Below are 14,861 nucleotides of genomic sequence, written 5' to 3' on the forward strand. Positions count from 1 at the left end.
CAGCAGGGCTTCGATCAGATTACAGGAGCGCTGCATGGTCACTGTCACGCTAATCTTGCCGAGTGTGCCCAGCACGACGTAAATTTCGCGTTCTTCAGGTCCGTCACCTTCTTCTCACGTGTTGAGACGGAATTCTGATCCCTCTGGCCACGCAGGCTGAGCGACGTTTTTCGCGTTGGCTTGGCTGGTTTGCCGGTTGAAGAAAATGCCCGGCGAGCAGCATCTGGCCCACGTGTCCTAGCAGCGCGGGTGCGGCCAGGATTGTCCCGCGTATGTGGTTAGGCCTGGTGAATCGCTCCGGGCTGTTGCCGCTGGGTTACAGCCTACAACGGGAGGCGGTAGTAGGAGTATCCAGCGCTAGGTTCCTGGCTCTCTGGCGGGGGCATCTGGGAAACGGCGTAGTACGAGGAAATTGCCCGTCGACTTCGGTCGGCGGGCTTTTCATGTTCGATCAGTAGTGAAAATGAGCCGGAGCGTCTTCGTAGCGTCAGGGTGATATGGCCAGAAAAACTGACGCTTGTGTCTCGTATCACACCGGGTAGTCTTGGCGACACGTAGGCCAGACCGGCGAGGATCAGTGGTAGTAGATGCCGCCGTCGACGTTGAGCGACTGGCCGGTGACGAAGGCCGACAGATCCGAGGCGAAGAACAGCACCGGCCCGACGACATCTTCCGGTGCGCCGAGGCGCTTCAGCGCCGCGACATCTTCCCAATGGCGGATCGCCGCCTCGCTGCCGAGGTTGTTCTTGCCCATCTCGGTCAGGATGATGCCGGGGCAGATGGCATTGACGGTGACTCCGTCCATGCCGACTTCCTGCGCCAGCACACGGGTCAGCGTGATCACCACCGATTTGGTCGCCGCGTAATGACCTTGCGTCGGCACCCCCTGGCGGCCGGCGATCGATGCGATGTTGATCACCCTGCCCGATCTCCTGGCGCGCATATGCGGCAGCACGGCCTGGCACATCATCAGCACGCCTTTGGCATTGATGTCGAAATGCGCGTCCCAGCTGGTCTCGTCGAGGTCCTGGAGCAGGCTGGGCTTCAGGATGCCGGCATTGTTGACCAGCACGTCGATGCGGCCTGCCGCCGCAAGCAGCGCCTGCGCCATCGCCTCGATCTCGCGCTTCTTGCTGACATCCATCGTATAGACATAGGCCTTGCGGCCGGCGGCCTCGATCTCGGCCTTGGTCACGGCAAGCTCAGCCGCCTGCGACGGCAGGTCGGTGACGGCGACGTCGAAGCCCGCTTCAGCCAGCCCTTTCGCGAGAGCCCTGCCGATGCCCCGGCTGGCGCCGGTGACGAGAGCCGTCTTGCCCTTGGCTTCAGGAAGAATGGTCATGCTGCTTGCACCTTTGATGTCTTGACCGGCAGCGAGTTCATCGCCGAGACCGTGTCGTCGAATGAAACGAGTTTGCCGTCGGAGCCGAGGCCCATGGCCACCTTGGCGGCGACGGCGGTTGCGAAGCGCGCCGACTGTCTGAGGTCCCAGCCCTTGATGATGCCGACGATGATCCCAGCGGTGAAGGAGTCACCGCAGCCCGTGGTGTCGAAGACCTCGACGTCGAAGGCCGGCAGGTGGAAATCCTCACCATGCTGCGGCGAGACATGGACGCCGTCAGCGCCGAGCGTGATGATGCAGTTCTTCACGCCTCTTGCCTTGAAGAAGGCGGCAACGCGGGCCGGGTCGCGGTCATGCGCCATCTCGCCGGCCTCGTCGATGCTGGGCACGAAATAGTCGATGTAAGGCAGGCACGGCTCGACCAGCTTCCACGTCTCCGGCGTCGCCTGGATGAGATCGAAAGTGGTGATGCGGCCGAGTTCCTTGGCCCGCTTCAGAAGCTTGACCGTCGGCTCGCCATCAAAGCGCTTCAGCAGGCCTGTACCGCCGACATGGACGATGGTGGCGTCAAGCGCGGCATCGAGATCGGCATCGGCGACCTCGAACAAGGTCGCGGTGCCCGGCACATGCAAGGCCGGTCGCTCGCCGTTCGGCCGCACCGGCAGTATGGTGGAAGAGGTCTGAACGCGGCCGTCGCGCCGGACAAGGCTCGTCTCCAACCCGTACTTGCCGAGCTTGGCGAGGAACCAGTCGCCCATGTCGTCGGTGCCAAGCGTCGTGACGGCGCGTGTCTTCATCCCGAGGATGGCGCAGTCCATGCCGGTGGCCCCGGCGGTGCCGGCGACCGTCATGCGGATCTCTTCGATGAAGTCGGCACGCCCGCCTTCGGGGATGCGCGACACCGGCCGGCCGAGAATGTCGAGGACGTAGAAGCCGATCGAGCTGACGTCGAATTGTGGCATGGGAGACGACCCTTTCGAACTCAATGCGAGGCGCGGCGCAGGCCGAAGCTTGCGGCCAGCACCAGGAAGACGAGCACGCCGATGCCGACCTGCTGCCAGTAAAAATTCCAGCCGACCAGCAGCAGCCCGTTCTTGACGATGGCAAGCAGCAGCACGCCGAGCAGCGTGCCGATCACCGAGGGCTTGCGCTCGCGGCTGAGCGTCGTGCCGATGAAGGTGGCGCCGATGGCGTCGAGCAGGAAGGCGTTGCCGGACAGCGGCACGTAGGACTTCACCGTCGCCGACAGCAGGATGCCGGTCACGCCGGCAAGCAGCGCGCACAGCACATGAACCATGGAAAGCTCGCGCGGCACGCGAATGCCGGAATACCAGGCCACACCGGGCTGCGCGCCCATCGCCTGCACATAGCGGCCGAAGACCGAACGGTGTAGCAGAACATGGACCGTAACGGCCACGACGACAAGCACGATCACCGGCGTCGGCACGCCGAACAAATCGGTGCGGGCAATGGCGTTGAACTGGTCAGCGGCATAGCCGCTTGTGAGATAGATCGGCTGGCCGCCGCTTGTGGCAAGCTGCTGCGTGCTCTGACCGATGAACAGCACGCCGAGCGTTGCAAGGAACGGGCTGATGTTCAGCCTGGTGATGAGGATGGCGTTGAGGATGCCGACGATCAGCGCCGCGCCCAATCCACCGCCGACGCCGACCACGCCGCTATAGCCGGTGGCAAGCAGCATCACGAAGACCATGCTGGCCATGTCTACGGAGACGCCGACGGAGAGATCGATGCCACCCGACGAGATGACGATGGTCAGCCCCAGCGCCACGATCGCCAGCATGACGACATTGTTGACCAGCACGTTGAAGAGGTTCGCCGGCGTCAAGAAGGTCGGGCTCGCCACGGCGAAGAAGATGACGATCGCCGCGAAGGCAATAAGCACGCTGTATTTGGCGAGGAAGGCGCGCAGGTTCATCTTGGAGCTGTCATTGGCCGAGACGCTCATCGTGAACCCTCCGAACCGCGGGCAAAGGATGTGATGGCGACCACCAGCAGGATCAGCGCACCCTGCACGCCATTGACCCAGTAGCTGGAGACGTTGAGCAGCTGGAAGCCATTGGCGAGCAAGCCGATGAACAGCACGCTGAGCAGCGTGCCGCCCATGGTCGGCACGAAGCGGCGGGAAAAGACGGTGCCCAACAGTGCCGCCGCCAGCACCGACAGAAGCAGTTCGCCGGAACCGGGCGTGCTGGCTGACAGGCGCGAGACGGTGAGCACACTTGCCACCGCCGCGCAGAAGCCGCTCAGCACGTAGGTGAAGGAGACATAGAAGGGCACGCTGAGACCGGCCGCGCGCGCTGCTTCGGGATGGCCGCCGACCGCGTAGAGCCGCAGCCCAAACGCCGTGCCATGGATGATGGCGATGATGATCGCAGAGAACACGATCAACGCCCAGGCGAGTGCTGAGATGCCGAGGAAGCTGCCTGAGACCAGAAAGCCGAGCAGCGGGGAGGATGCGCCGACAACCGTGTTCTGGGTGAGCGTAAGTTCCATGCCGGCCGCGACGTTCAGCACGGCAAGCGTCGCCAGCAGCGGCAGGATGCCAAGACCGACAACGGCAAGGGCGTTCAGCGCGCCAACCGCCATGCCGACGGCGATGGCCGCGAGCACGGACAGGAAGTCGCCATAGCCCATCGACAACAGCGTCGCGTAGACAGCCGCGCATAGCCCCATATTGGCGGCGATCGACAGGTCTATGCCGCCTTCGGTGACATCGGAGCCGCCGCCAATGATGACGGACGTCATGCCATAGGCGAGCACGCCCAGGATCGCCGACTGCTCGACGACATTGATGAGGTTGAAGGTCGAGGTGAAGCCCGGCGCGAAGACGACGAAATAGGCCATGATCGCGGCGAAGGCGGCAATCGCGCCGAGCCGCACGACGAGGGTGGCGAAGCGCCGGCCGGCACTTTTGCCGGTGGTGCGGGTTTCATCGGACGCGCCGGCCTCAGTGTGGAGAGTTGTCGCGCTCATGCCGCCATTCCATCAGCGTTCGAGCGGGCGCCTGAAGAGGCCGCGAGCAACGCGTCGCTGTTCATCGACGGGCCGGAGAAGGTGCCGGCAAGCCGGCCGCGATAAACAACCAGCACCCTGTCGCAGACGCCGACCAGTTCGAGCAGGTCGGACGACAGAAGCAGGATCGCCGCGCCCTCGCCCGACAGCCGGTTCAACAGATTGTAGATCTCGACCTTGGCGCCGACATCGACGGCCACCGTCGGCTCGTCCAGAACATAGACACGCGACTGGCAGCTCAGCCACTTGGCGATCGCCACCTTTTGCTGGTTGCCGCCGGAGAGTTCGCGCACCAGCGCGTCGCGATGCGGCGTCTTGATCGACAATTCCTTGATCAGTCCGTCGACCGCCTGGTTCTCGCTGTTGCGGCTGACCATGCCGTTCTTCGAATAGCGGCGCAGGCTGGCCAGCGAAATATTCTCGCGTACCGACAGGCCAAGCGCCACGCCATGCGCGCGGCGATCCTCCGGCAGCATGGCGATGCCGTCGCGTACCGCCTTGACCGGCGTCGACAGCGCGAGTTGCTTGCCCTCGACCGTGATCGAGCCGCCGTCGGCGGTCTTGAGGCCGAACAGGCATTGTACGATCTCCTTGGCACCGGATCCGAGCAGGCCGGTGAGGCCGACGATCTCGCCGGCGCGAACATTGAAGCCGATGTTTTCGAAACCGCCGCCGAGGCGCAGATTGGCGACTTCGAGCACCGGCGCGCCCAACGTGACAGAACGCTTGGGAAACATCTCGCCGACATCGCGGGCGATCATCATCGAGATGATCGCATCGATCGATGTCTCGCGCGGGTCGACTGTGCCTACATCGGTGCCGTTGCGCATCACCGTGACACGGTCGCAGAGCTTTTCGATCTCCTGCATGTAGTGGGAAATGAAGACCACGGCGATACCGTCGTCGCGCAGCCGGCGCAGCACGTCGAACAGGCTGTCGACCTCGCGCTTGACCAAGGCCGCCGTCGGCTCGTCGAGCACCAGCACCGAGGCTTTCTGCGCCAGCGCCCGGGTGATCTGCACGACTTTCTGCTGTGCCGTGGTCAGGTCCTTGACCAGGGTTCCCGCCGGCAATTCCATGCCGAAGAACCGCTTCAACAGATCGGCCGCCTTGCGCTCCATGGCGCGGCGGCTGACGAACGGCCCGAAGCCGATTTCGTGGCCGAGGAACACCGCCTCGCCGACCGTCGCGGTCGGCACCAGCAGCCTGTCCTGATGGATGAAATGCACGCCGAGCTTTTCGACCGATGCCGGCGACAGCGAGGTCACGGTCTCGCCATTGATGACGATGGTGCCGCTGTCCGGCTTGATGATGCCGGCCAGCACCTTGATGATCGTCGACTTGCCGGCGCCGTTCTGGCCGACAAGGCCGAGGATCGAGCCGCGCGCAATCTGAAGGTTCGCGTTCTCCAGCGCACGCACCGGGCCGAACCGCTTCGATATGTCCGTCATCGATACAGCAATTTCACGCTTTGCTGTCTGCATGGCCGTCAATCCTGGTTGATGATGGCGGGCAGCCACAAAGGCTTGGCTGCCCGCCGTTACGCTCAGCCTATTTAACGCCTGCCTTCTCGGCCGCGTCGAGGAAGGGTTTTCCCTTTTCGGCGGCATTTTCCTTGTTGATCAGCACCGCGGGCACGAAGGTGAAGGGCGCCACCTTCTGGCCGGCAAGATATCTGGCGGCATTGTCAACCGAAGTCTTGCCGATTTCATAGGGCTGCTGCGCTGCCACGGCACCGGCGGACGACTTCGAATCCATCACCATCTTGATGACTTCCGGGCTGCCGTCGATGCCGTAGGTCTTGACCTCGTTGCGGCCGGCCGCCTCGACCGCCTGCGTAGCGCCGATCTGCGGCACGTCCCAGCAGGCCCACACTGCGCCGATCGAACCCTTCTCGGGCGACTTGGTCAGCATGTCGGTGACGTTGGAATAGGCGCTCTGCACGGTGTTCGGGATGACGTCGCGTAGTTCCGGTTCGACGATCTTCACGTCGGGAAACGAGGTCAGCACATATTTCAGCTGGTCGTAGCGGATCTTGCAGACCGGCACGCTGTAGAAGCCGTTGAAGACCAGCACATTGCCCTTGCCGCCCATGTCGGCGACCATCTGCAGCGCGATTTCGGCGCCGATATTGTAGTTGTTGGAGGTGGTGTTGTTGATGGCGTGCGGTGTCGCGGTGTCGACGGTGAACAGCGGGATGCCGGCATCGCGGATCTTCTGCAGCCACGGGTTCAGCACTTCGAGATTGCCGAGCTGCTCGATGATGGCGTCTGGCTTCTGCGCGATCAACGTCTGCAGCTGCGCGATCTGCTGCTGGTCCTTGCGGCCGGCGTCGAGCGCGATGACTTCGCCGCCTAGCTCCTTCACCCGGTCCTGGATGCCGCGGAAGGCCATCAGGTCCCAATAGTGATCGGTGCCGATAGCGGAGACGCCGATGCGCTTGCCCTTCAGCGACAGTTCCTCGGCATTCGCGCCCGAGATGGCGGCCAGGCTGCAAGCCGCCGCCAACCCCAAAGCGAGCGCCTTGACGAGGCCTTTCATGGATCCGGTCATTCATTCCTCCCTTGTTGATCGCTCCGGGCCTTCCCGGAGGATTCTGCCAGATGACTGCGGCTCAGGCAGCAGCCTCCTTGTCGCGCAGGCCATAGCTGGCCATGCGCTTGATGACGTTTTCGATCTCTTCCTCGGACAGGATCGGCGGCTCGCCGATCTGCAGGGCGCCGTGATACTGGCGCGCCAGCGTTTCCACCTCGACCGCCAGCCACATCGCCTGGCTGAGGCTGGAACCGACCGCGATCATGCCGTGCTGTGCGAGCAGGCAGGCCTTGCGGTCGCGCAGCGCCTCCACCGCATGCGCCGAGAGCTCCGCCGTGCCGAAGGTGGCGTAAGGAGCGCAGCGAATGTCACTGCCGCCGGCAACCGCCACCATGTAATGGATCGCCGGTATCTTCCTGCCCATGATGGCGATGGTCGTGCAGTAGGTCGGATGCGCGTGGACGACCGCGTTGACCTCGGGCCGCGCCTTCATGATGTCGAGATGGAAACGCCACTCGCTTGACGGCGGCAGGCGCCCGTCGACCTCACCGTCCCAGGCCATGAAGACGATGTCCTCGGGCACCAACGTCTCGTAAGGCGTGCTGGTCGGCGAGATTAGCATGCCTTCGCCATGGCGCCTGCTGACATTGCCTGACGTGCCCTGGTTGATGCCCAGCGCGTTCATCTCCAGGCAGGCGTCGATGATTGCCTGGCGTGCCTCTAGGTCCGAAACGGTCATGCGATATTCCAATCCTTGCTCGGCCCTCACCAGGCCGTGTAGCCGCCATCGATCGACAGGATCGCGCCGGTGACGTAGCTCGACGCCGGCGAGGCGAGAAACAGGATCGCCGAAGCGATCTCGTGCGGCTCGCCGAGCCGGCCCATCGGGGTCATATCGATCCAGGTGTTGAAGAGTTCGGGCCGCTCGCGCATTTTCAACGTCATCTCGGTGCCGACATAGCCGGGCGCGAGCGCGTTGACGCGAACGCCTGACTTCGCCCATTCGACGGCGAGCGCCTTGGTCATCATGTGCACGGCGCCCTTGCTTACCATGTAGGACGGCGCGGTCTGCGGACGGTTGATGATCAGGCCCGACATCGAGCCGAGATTGACGATCGAGCCCTTCTTGCGGGCGACCATGGACCGGCCGAAAGCGCGCGAGGCCCAGTAGACGCCGTTGACGTTGACATCCATAACCAGGCGCCATTCCTCGTCTGATGTGTCGAGCGCGGTGTTTAGGCGAGCGATGCCGGCGCTGTTGACCAGTATGTCGACCTGGCCGAAATCGCTGACGATCTTGGCGGCCTTCGCCTCGACGGCACGCGGATCGGTGACGTCGAGCACGCGGCCATCGACGCTTCCAACACCGGCCTTCTTAAGCGCCTCGGCGGCTGCATCCAGGCCCTGCGTATTCACGTCGAGCAGGACGATGCGCGCACCGCAGGTGCCGAGCGCCTTGGCGGCCTCCAGACCGATGCCGCTGGCACCGCCGGTGACGACGGCAACCTCGTCCGTCAGGTCGAATTGCGACCGGTAGTCCATGCAAATCCTCCATCAGGATCAGGCTTGGCGCGGGCAAAATCTTCCCCTCGCCGCCGAAGCGGCGTCGCAAGCCAGCCGGTCCTGATAATGCCTGGGTCAGGCTCCTCCCGGCCCCATGACGAGGACGTTACAGAAGCTTCCCCGGTCCGTCAATCTGGTTATAACCAGAAAACGGAATCTTTTTTGTGCTGTGAAAACTCAGGTGCGATCGACACCGTTCACCGTCGCGGACGGTTGCTCGACCGCCATGTGGATGCGGGCGACGGAGGAGTTGTAGAAGGCCTCGTAATATTCGAGCGCCGCACCGTCCGCGTCATAGGCAATCGACTCGATTTCGATCAGCGGCGTGTTGGCGGCAACGCCCATCTGCTCGGCCTCTTCCTTAGTAGGCAACGCCGCGCGCAGCCAGCGATCGGCGCGCTTCACCGTCAGGCCGAACACCGCGCGGATGGTGCCGAAAATCGACTGGTTTTCCGACAGGATGTTTTCGAGACCGGGCACCCGGTGCCCTGGCAGGCTGATGCGCGTCATGGTAATCGGCGCGCCGTCGGTCATGTAGACGCGGCTGATGCGGACCACGCTGCCATTGGCGGGAATGCCGAAGACTTTGGACTCCTTCTCGTTCGGCGGGCAGCGGTAGATTTCGAGCGTGCGCGTCGAGACCTTGTGGCCTTTCGCCGTCAGGTCGTCGAACACGCCGAGATTGGCGGTCATGAAGTCGACATGCTCGCGCGGTGCCGCGACGAACATGCCCTTGCGCGGCATCTTGATGATGCGGCCTTCGCTGGACAGCGAGCCGATCGCGGCGCGCACGACCGGGCGCGAGACGCCAAAGAAGTCGCACAGCGCCTGCTCGGAAGGGATGCGCGAATTGGCCGCCAGCAGGCCGGTGTTGATGGCTTCCTCGACCTGGTTACGCAATTGCACCCACAGCGGTGCGGCCTCGTCGCGATTCAGTTCGACCTTGGAACCGATCGTGCGGAACGCCTCGGCGGCTCCGGCATCTTCCTGGTCGTAGCGAGGCCGCCCACGCATTCTGGTCGTTTGTTCCATTCAACCCGCCGCAAATCATTTTGCCGCGACTCAGAGAGCGGCAGCGTCCTCCCCTAGCGGAGGCCGCCGGCCATATTCACGCTCTCCGGCAAGTTTCGCAACCACAGCATGGCCGAAGCCCCCAGAAGCGGCCCGGGAACGAGCAGCAGGAAGGCCCAGCGCCAGCCGCCGATGAGGTCGGCGAAGCGCGGTGTCAGCCAGATGGCCAGCACCGTCAGCGCGAAACCGGCACCGAGCTGCACCGACAGCGCCGTGCCGACGAAGCGGCGGTCGGCGAGTTCGGTGACGGCAGCGGAAAACTGCGCGGAATCGCCGACCACCGAAATGCCCCAGACGATCGCGACCAGCATGAACAGCCAGAGCGGCCCCGTGAACAGGAAGCCCATCAGGAGTGCACAGCTTCCCGAGACGATCATCATGCCGACGGTGGTCGCCGTTCGGCCGATGCGGTCCGAGAGATAGCCTCCGAGCAGGCAGCCGAGGATGCCGGAGGCCACGACGAAGAAAGTCGACAGCGAGGCGATCGCGGCCGTTCCAATCGCCTGCGCTTCGAAAGCGGCGCGCGTGTAGGCAAGCAGCCAGGCCCACATGGCGTAGAGTTCCCACATGTGGCCGAGATAGCCGAGATTGGCGAGCAGCAGCGGCTTCTCGCGAAACACCTGGCCGATGCGCGACGGCTCGAAAACCGCCTTGCCGAAAGGATAGGGCCCTTCCCTGGCAAACAGCAGGAACAGCAGCGCGCCGATGGCCGTCGCCAGGCTGGCGGCGGCAACCACCGGCCGCCAGTCGAGCGCGCTCAAGGCGGCACGGAAGAGATGCGGCAGCGCCGAGCCGATGGTCAGCGCGCCAATGACCGCGCCAAGCGCCAGCCCCCTGTCGCGCGTGAACCAGGTCGCGACCAGCTTCAGGGCCGGCGGATAGACGCCGGCAAGCGCCGTGCCGGTGACGATGCGCGCGGCAATGGCGCCGCCCGCATCGGGATGAAACAGCAAGCTGGCATTGGCGAGCGCGGCGACAAGTGCTGCGGCCGCCATCAGACGGCTGAGCCGCACCAGGTCGGGAAGGTTGACCAGGCTCGCCACCAGCGCGCCGATCACGAAGCCGACCTGGACACCGTTGGTCAGCCACGCCTCGGCGCCGGCAGTGAGCGCAAGGTCCTGCTTCAGCTCAGGCAGGATGGCAGTTGCTGAGAACCAGGTGGTCAGCGACAGAACGACAGCCAGGCAAAGCAGTGACAGCACACGCCAGCGTTCGCTGTCGGCCGCCACGCCGGGACGGCTGTCTTCCATCGCGATCATGCGCCTTGCAGCGGAACGGTGAACACCGTGGCCGTGCCAGTGAGGCAAAGCTCGCCCTGGCCGTTGCGCACCGATGTCTCGATCTTGCAGATCGGCTTGTCGGGGCGCACCTCCCTGACCTCGACGCGTCCGGTGATCTCCTCGTCGACGCCGACCGCCTTGACGAACTTCCAGGCGACTTCGAGGAACACGGTGCCGGGTCCCGGCAGGTCTTCGGCGACCAGCGCGTTGAGGATGCCTGAGGTGACGCCGCCCTGGACGATCAGCTTGCCGAACACCGATCTCTCGGCGAGCGCGCGGTCATAGTGCAGTGGATTGCGGTCGCCGGTGATGTCGGTGAAGGCTTCGATGTCGCTGGCGCGCGTGCGCCGCGTGCGTTCGGCGAAGGCGCCGACTTGCGGGCGGCCTTTCACCACGCCTGCCCAGCCGTCTTTCGTCTCGGTGCTCATTGCGGCTTCCTCCTCTGTTGCGGTTTCGACTGGTTTGAAGGCTGGCAGGACGCGGCCGCCGATCGCCGTCGGCGCTAGCTGCAACGCGTCCCCTGCCCTGGGCGGCTGTGCGCCAGGCAGGATGAAGCTCAGCATGGTCGGACCCTCGGCCAGTTCGACCAGCCCGACCACGTAAGGTGCCGCCGGCAACCAGCCGGCATGGCCCGGCTTGTGCACTTGCGAAAAGGATTTCAGCCTGCCCTTGCCCGACACCTCTTTCCAGACAAGGCGCTTGCCCCAGCAATGCGGGCAGATCGGGCGCGGATAGAACACGGCCTTGCCGCAGTCCTCGCAGTGCTGGATTTTCAGCCGCCCTTGCGCCGCCGCATCCCAGAATGGCTGGGTCAGCGCGGTGCTCGTCGGGGCCGGGGTCTTCAAGGCGTTGAAATCGATGGGCATCAGCCGGCTCCCAGCACGAGGGCGGTCGCCTCGCTCATCGTCGCGCCATTGCCGGTGACCAGCGCGAGGCCGGCCTTGCCAATCTGGCGTTCGCCAGCATCGCCGCGCAGCTGCCGCACCGCTTCGACGACATGGGTCATGCCGCCGGCAAGATCCGGCTGGCCGAAGCCGAGCTGGCCGCCATGGGTGTTGAGCGGCTTGTCGCCCCGGTGAGAGAGATCGTGGTCACGCAGCCATGCGCCGAACGCGCCCGGCGCGCAGAGCCCGGCATCCTCGATCGTCGTGGCGACCATGATCGTGTAGCAGTCGTAGAGCGAGAGTAGGTCCATCTCATTGGCCTGGGTTCCGGACTGCGCGAAGGCCCGGGCCATGGCGCTCTTCAGCGGACCGGAGGTCAAGCTGGGCGCCTGGCTGACCGCGCGATGCGTGACCTTCTCGCCGGCGCCGAGCAGATGCACAGGTCTTCTGGGCAGCGAGCGCGCACGTTCGGCCGAGGTGACGATCACCGCCTCGCCGCCGGCAACCGGCATGACGATTTCGTAGAGATGCAATGGCGAGGCGATCATCGGCGAAGCCAGCACGGCGTCCGCATCCGCCGGTTTGCCGAAGAAGATTGCGTCCGGGTTGAGCTGTGCGTTGGCCCGCGCCGCCGCGGCGATCAGCGCGAAATCCCTGGCTGTCGAGTCATGCTGCGCCATATGGGCCTGCATCAGCAGCGCGTAGGAGATGTTGGCGCCCGAGGCGCCGAACGGCACGTCGAACTCGCGGATCGGATTGCGGTTGGGCGAGCGCGGTGCTGCCTCCTCGCGATTGTTGGCGAGCACGCACAGCACCGTCTCGCACATGCCGGCCTCGATGGCCGCCGCCGCGCGCCAGACCATCCCCGCACCCGAAGCGCCGCCGAGGTCGACGACATTGGCCATGGTCGGCGCCAGACCGAGATACTCGGCAATCGTTGCCGGGACATGTTGCGGCGTCTCGCCGACCTGCGGCCCGACCAGAAGCCCGTCGATCGCGCTCGGCTCCAGCCCGGCATCGAACACCGCCAGGCGCGAGACCTCCGCGATCATCTCCAGCGTCGTCACGCCGCTGGTCAGGCGCTGCGGCTTCAATTCGCCGATGCCGACGATCGCTCCCCTGGCCCGGCTCATGCCGCCTTGCTCCTATCGAGCGCGCGGTATTCCTCGAGGCATGCAGGATTGGCAAGCGAAGCCATGTTCTTCACCGGCTTGCCCTCGAGCGTCGTTCGCGCCGCACCTTCCACCCTCTTGCCGTTGAGCGTGTAGGGCACGGCCCGCACCGCATGAATGCGATGCGGCACGTGGCGCGGCGATGCGCCTTCACGAATGGCGCGGCGGATCTGCGCGGCGAACTCAGGCGTCAGCTCAAAACCGTCGTTGAGCTTGACGCAAAGCACGATCTCCTCGTCGCCTTCGACCGGCGCGCCGAACACCAGGCAATCCTCGATCTCGGCAAAGTTTTCGCAGGCGGCGTAGATTTCGGCCGTGCCGATGCGCACGCCGCCGGGCTTCAACGTCGTGTCCGATCGACCATGGATGATCCCCGAGCCATGCGTGGTCATCTCCGCGACATCGCCATGCGTCCAGATTTCCCGGCGTGCCGCGAAATAGGTGGCGTGGTAGCGCGCGTCGCCGTCCTTTCCCCAGAATGTCAGCGGCATGGACGGGAACGGTTCGGTGCAGACCAGGTCGCCCTGCCTGCCTATGACCGGCGCATTGCGCTCGTCCATGACAACCACCGCGAGGCCCAGCCCCTTCACTGTCAGTTCGCCACGGCGAACCGGATGGATCGGCGAACCGAGCAGGAAACAGCCGATGATCTCGGTGCCGCCCGAGATCGAGGCAAAGATCATGTCCTGCTTCACATGCGCGTAGACCCAGTCGAACTGGCTGGGCGAGACCGGCGCACCGGCCGAGAGCAGGGAGCGCAGCGAGGACAGGTCGTGCAGACGTCCCGGCGCGTAGCCTTCGGCGGCCAGCGTCGCCAGATATTTCGGGCTGGTGCCGAAATGCGTGACGCTTGCACGCTGCGCCATTGTCCACAGCGGACTGGGGTCGAGGCCATCAGCGGTCTTCAGGATCGGCGCGCCGTCATAGAGCACAACAGCCGCGTCGCAGGCGAGGCCCGAGATCAGCCAATGATACATCATCCAGGCCGTGTTGGTGTACCAGCTCATGACGTCGCCGGGGCGGACATCGCCATGCAGCAGATGCTCCTTCAGATGCTGGAGCAGGACGCCGCCGGCGCGGTGGACGATCGCCTTGGGCGCACCCGTGGTACCCGAGGTGTAAAGCACATAGGCCGGATGATCGAAGGGCACGCGTTCGAAGGCCAACGGAGCGTGTGCGCCGAAATCCTCGAAAGCAACAGCCGCCGGCATGGCGGGCTTATCGTCGCCGGTCAGCACCAGCGTGGTCACCGTCGGCATCGCCGCGACGATCTCGGTTAGCCTGCCGGAGATGTCGTGCTCCTTGCCCGCATAGCGGTAGCGCGGTGCTGCGAACAACACCTTGACGCCGATCTGGCCGAGCCGGTCGACGATCGCCGCGGCGCCGAAATCGGGCGAGCAGGACGACCAGACAGCGCCGATCGAAAGCGTCGCCAGAAGCGCCACCAGGCCTTCGACCCGGTTGGGCAGGATGCCACCGACGCTGTCGCCGCTGACCACGCCGGCCACGCGCAGGCCTTGCGCGGTGCTGGCGACGAGCCGACGCAACTCGCCAAGGGTGAAGGTGCGGAAATGGCCGCTCTCGTCGGCCTCGATGACCGCGACCCGATCATCGTCGCCCCGCAGCAGGTTTTCCGCGAGATTGAGCGATGCGTCCGGGAAAAACCGGCTCTGCGTCATCGGCTGCTGATCATCCCGCAGGAAAGATCGTGCGCCGGGATTGCCGATCACGCCGGCAAAGTCCCACACCGCCCGCCAGAACGCACCGGGATCACTGACCGACCAGCGATGCAGCGTCTCGTAGTCGCGCGGGTTGAAGCCGTTGGCCAGGCAAAAGCGCGCAAGGTTGGACGATTCGAACGCGGCTGGCGCCGGCGCCCAAAGCACGGATGACATGGATTTCCTCCCGGAATGCAGGCCGGCACGAAGCCGTCATCTTGTCTGCATGTTGCTTTCAGATTATTGGTTATAACCAGAATGTC

The 14,861-nt window shown here is 64.7% G+C and carries 13 protein-coding genes; all 13 read right to left on the reverse strand.

What is annotated here, in order from left to right; all coding sequences use genetic code 11:
• Positions 1 to 574: 574 nt before the first annotated feature.
• The 13 genes from AB4Z43_RS22255 to AB4Z43_RS22315 all read right to left on the reverse strand — a co-directional run bounded on the left by AB4Z43_RS22255 (position 575) and on the right by AB4Z43_RS22315 (position 14,775).
• Positions 575 to 1,342, reverse strand: a complete 768-nt coding sequence (locus AB4Z43_RS22255) for an SDR family NAD(P)-dependent oxidoreductase (protein ID WP_038644973.1) — start codon at positions 1,340 to 1,342, stop codon at positions 575 to 577.
• The gene (locus AB4Z43_RS22260; protein ID WP_019856583.1) at positions 1,339 to 2,304 is read right to left on the reverse strand and encodes a carbohydrate kinase family protein; all 966 of its coding nucleotides are present in this window, start codon (positions 2,302 to 2,304) and stop codon (positions 1,339 to 1,341) included. The genes AB4Z43_RS22255 and AB4Z43_RS22260 overlap by 4 nt, the downstream gene beginning before the upstream one ends.
• A gap of 20 nt (positions 2,305 to 2,324) precedes the next feature.
• Positions 2,325 to 3,308 (reverse strand): ABC transporter permease, encoded by a 984-nt coding sequence (locus tag AB4Z43_RS22265; protein ID WP_038644971.1) that lies wholly within the window; start codon positions 3,306 to 3,308, stop codon positions 2,325 to 2,327.
• Positions 3,305 to 4,336 carry an ABC transporter permease gene (locus AB4Z43_RS22270; RefSeq protein WP_019856581.1) on the reverse strand — a complete coding sequence of 344 codons (1,032 nt, stop codon included), beginning with the start codon at positions 4,334 to 4,336 and terminating at the stop codon, positions 3,305 to 3,307. The genes AB4Z43_RS22265 and AB4Z43_RS22270 overlap by 4 nt, the downstream gene beginning before the upstream one ends.
• Positions 4,333 to 5,859 (reverse strand): sugar ABC transporter ATP-binding protein, encoded by a 1,527-nt coding sequence (locus AB4Z43_RS22275; RefSeq protein ID WP_171903268.1) that lies wholly within the window; start codon positions 5,857 to 5,859, stop codon positions 4,333 to 4,335. Before AB4Z43_RS22275 ends, AB4Z43_RS22270 begins: the two co-directional genes overlap by 4 nt.
• A gap of 67 nt (positions 5,860 to 5,926) precedes the next feature.
• On the reverse strand, positions 5,927 to 6,928 hold the full coding sequence (locus tag AB4Z43_RS22280) for a sugar ABC transporter substrate-binding protein (protein ID WP_441938960.1): 1,002 nt from the start codon (positions 6,926 to 6,928) through the stop codon (positions 5,927 to 5,929).
• A 61-nt stretch (positions 6,929 to 6,989) separates the two neighbouring features.
• Complete coding sequence (locus AB4Z43_RS22285; RefSeq protein WP_064983486.1) at positions 6,990 to 7,649, reverse strand: L-fuculose-phosphate aldolase; 660 nt, start codon at positions 7,647 to 7,649, stop codon at positions 6,990 to 6,992.
• Positions 7,650 to 7,675: 26 nt separating this feature from the next.
• Complete coding sequence (locus tag AB4Z43_RS22290; protein WP_019856577.1) at positions 7,676 to 8,452, reverse strand: SDR family NAD(P)-dependent oxidoreductase; 777 nt, start codon at positions 8,450 to 8,452, stop codon at positions 7,676 to 7,678.
• A 198-nt stretch (positions 8,453 to 8,650) separates the two neighbouring features.
• Positions 8,651 to 9,487 carry a GntR family transcriptional regulator gene (locus tag AB4Z43_RS22295; RefSeq protein WP_019856576.1) on the reverse strand — a complete coding sequence of 279 codons (837 nt, stop codon included), beginning with the start codon at positions 9,485 to 9,487 and terminating at the stop codon, positions 8,651 to 8,653.
• 71 nt (positions 9,488 to 9,558) lie between these two features.
• Positions 9,559 to 10,803 (reverse strand): MFS transporter, encoded by a 1,245-nt coding sequence (locus AB4Z43_RS22300; RefSeq protein WP_441938961.1) that lies wholly within the window; start codon positions 10,801 to 10,803, stop codon positions 9,559 to 9,561.
• Positions 10,800 to 11,690 carry a MaoC/PaaZ C-terminal domain-containing protein gene (locus tag AB4Z43_RS22305; protein ID WP_244748258.1) on the reverse strand — a complete coding sequence of 297 codons (891 nt, stop codon included), beginning with the start codon at positions 11,688 to 11,690 and terminating at the stop codon, positions 10,800 to 10,802. Before AB4Z43_RS22305 ends, AB4Z43_RS22300 begins: the two co-directional genes overlap by 4 nt.
• Positions 11,690 to 12,841: a thiolase family protein gene (locus AB4Z43_RS22310; protein ID WP_441938962.1), complete on the reverse strand. Its 1,152-nt coding sequence runs from the start codon at positions 12,839 to 12,841 to the stop codon at positions 11,690 to 11,692. The genes AB4Z43_RS22305 and AB4Z43_RS22310 overlap by 1 nt, the downstream gene beginning before the upstream one ends.
• Positions 12,838 to 14,775 (reverse strand): acetoacetate--CoA ligase, encoded by a 1,938-nt coding sequence (locus tag AB4Z43_RS22315; protein WP_202360541.1) that lies wholly within the window; start codon positions 14,773 to 14,775, stop codon positions 12,838 to 12,840. Before AB4Z43_RS22315 ends, AB4Z43_RS22310 begins: the two co-directional genes overlap by 4 nt.
• Positions 14,776 to 14,861 lie beyond the last annotated feature (86 nt).

The sequence above is a fragment of the Mesorhizobium sp. 2RAF45 genome, assembly GCF_052115225.1.
Taxonomy (GTDB): Bacteria; Pseudomonadota; Alphaproteobacteria; order Rhizobiales; family Rhizobiaceae; genus Mesorhizobium; species Mesorhizobium jarvisii.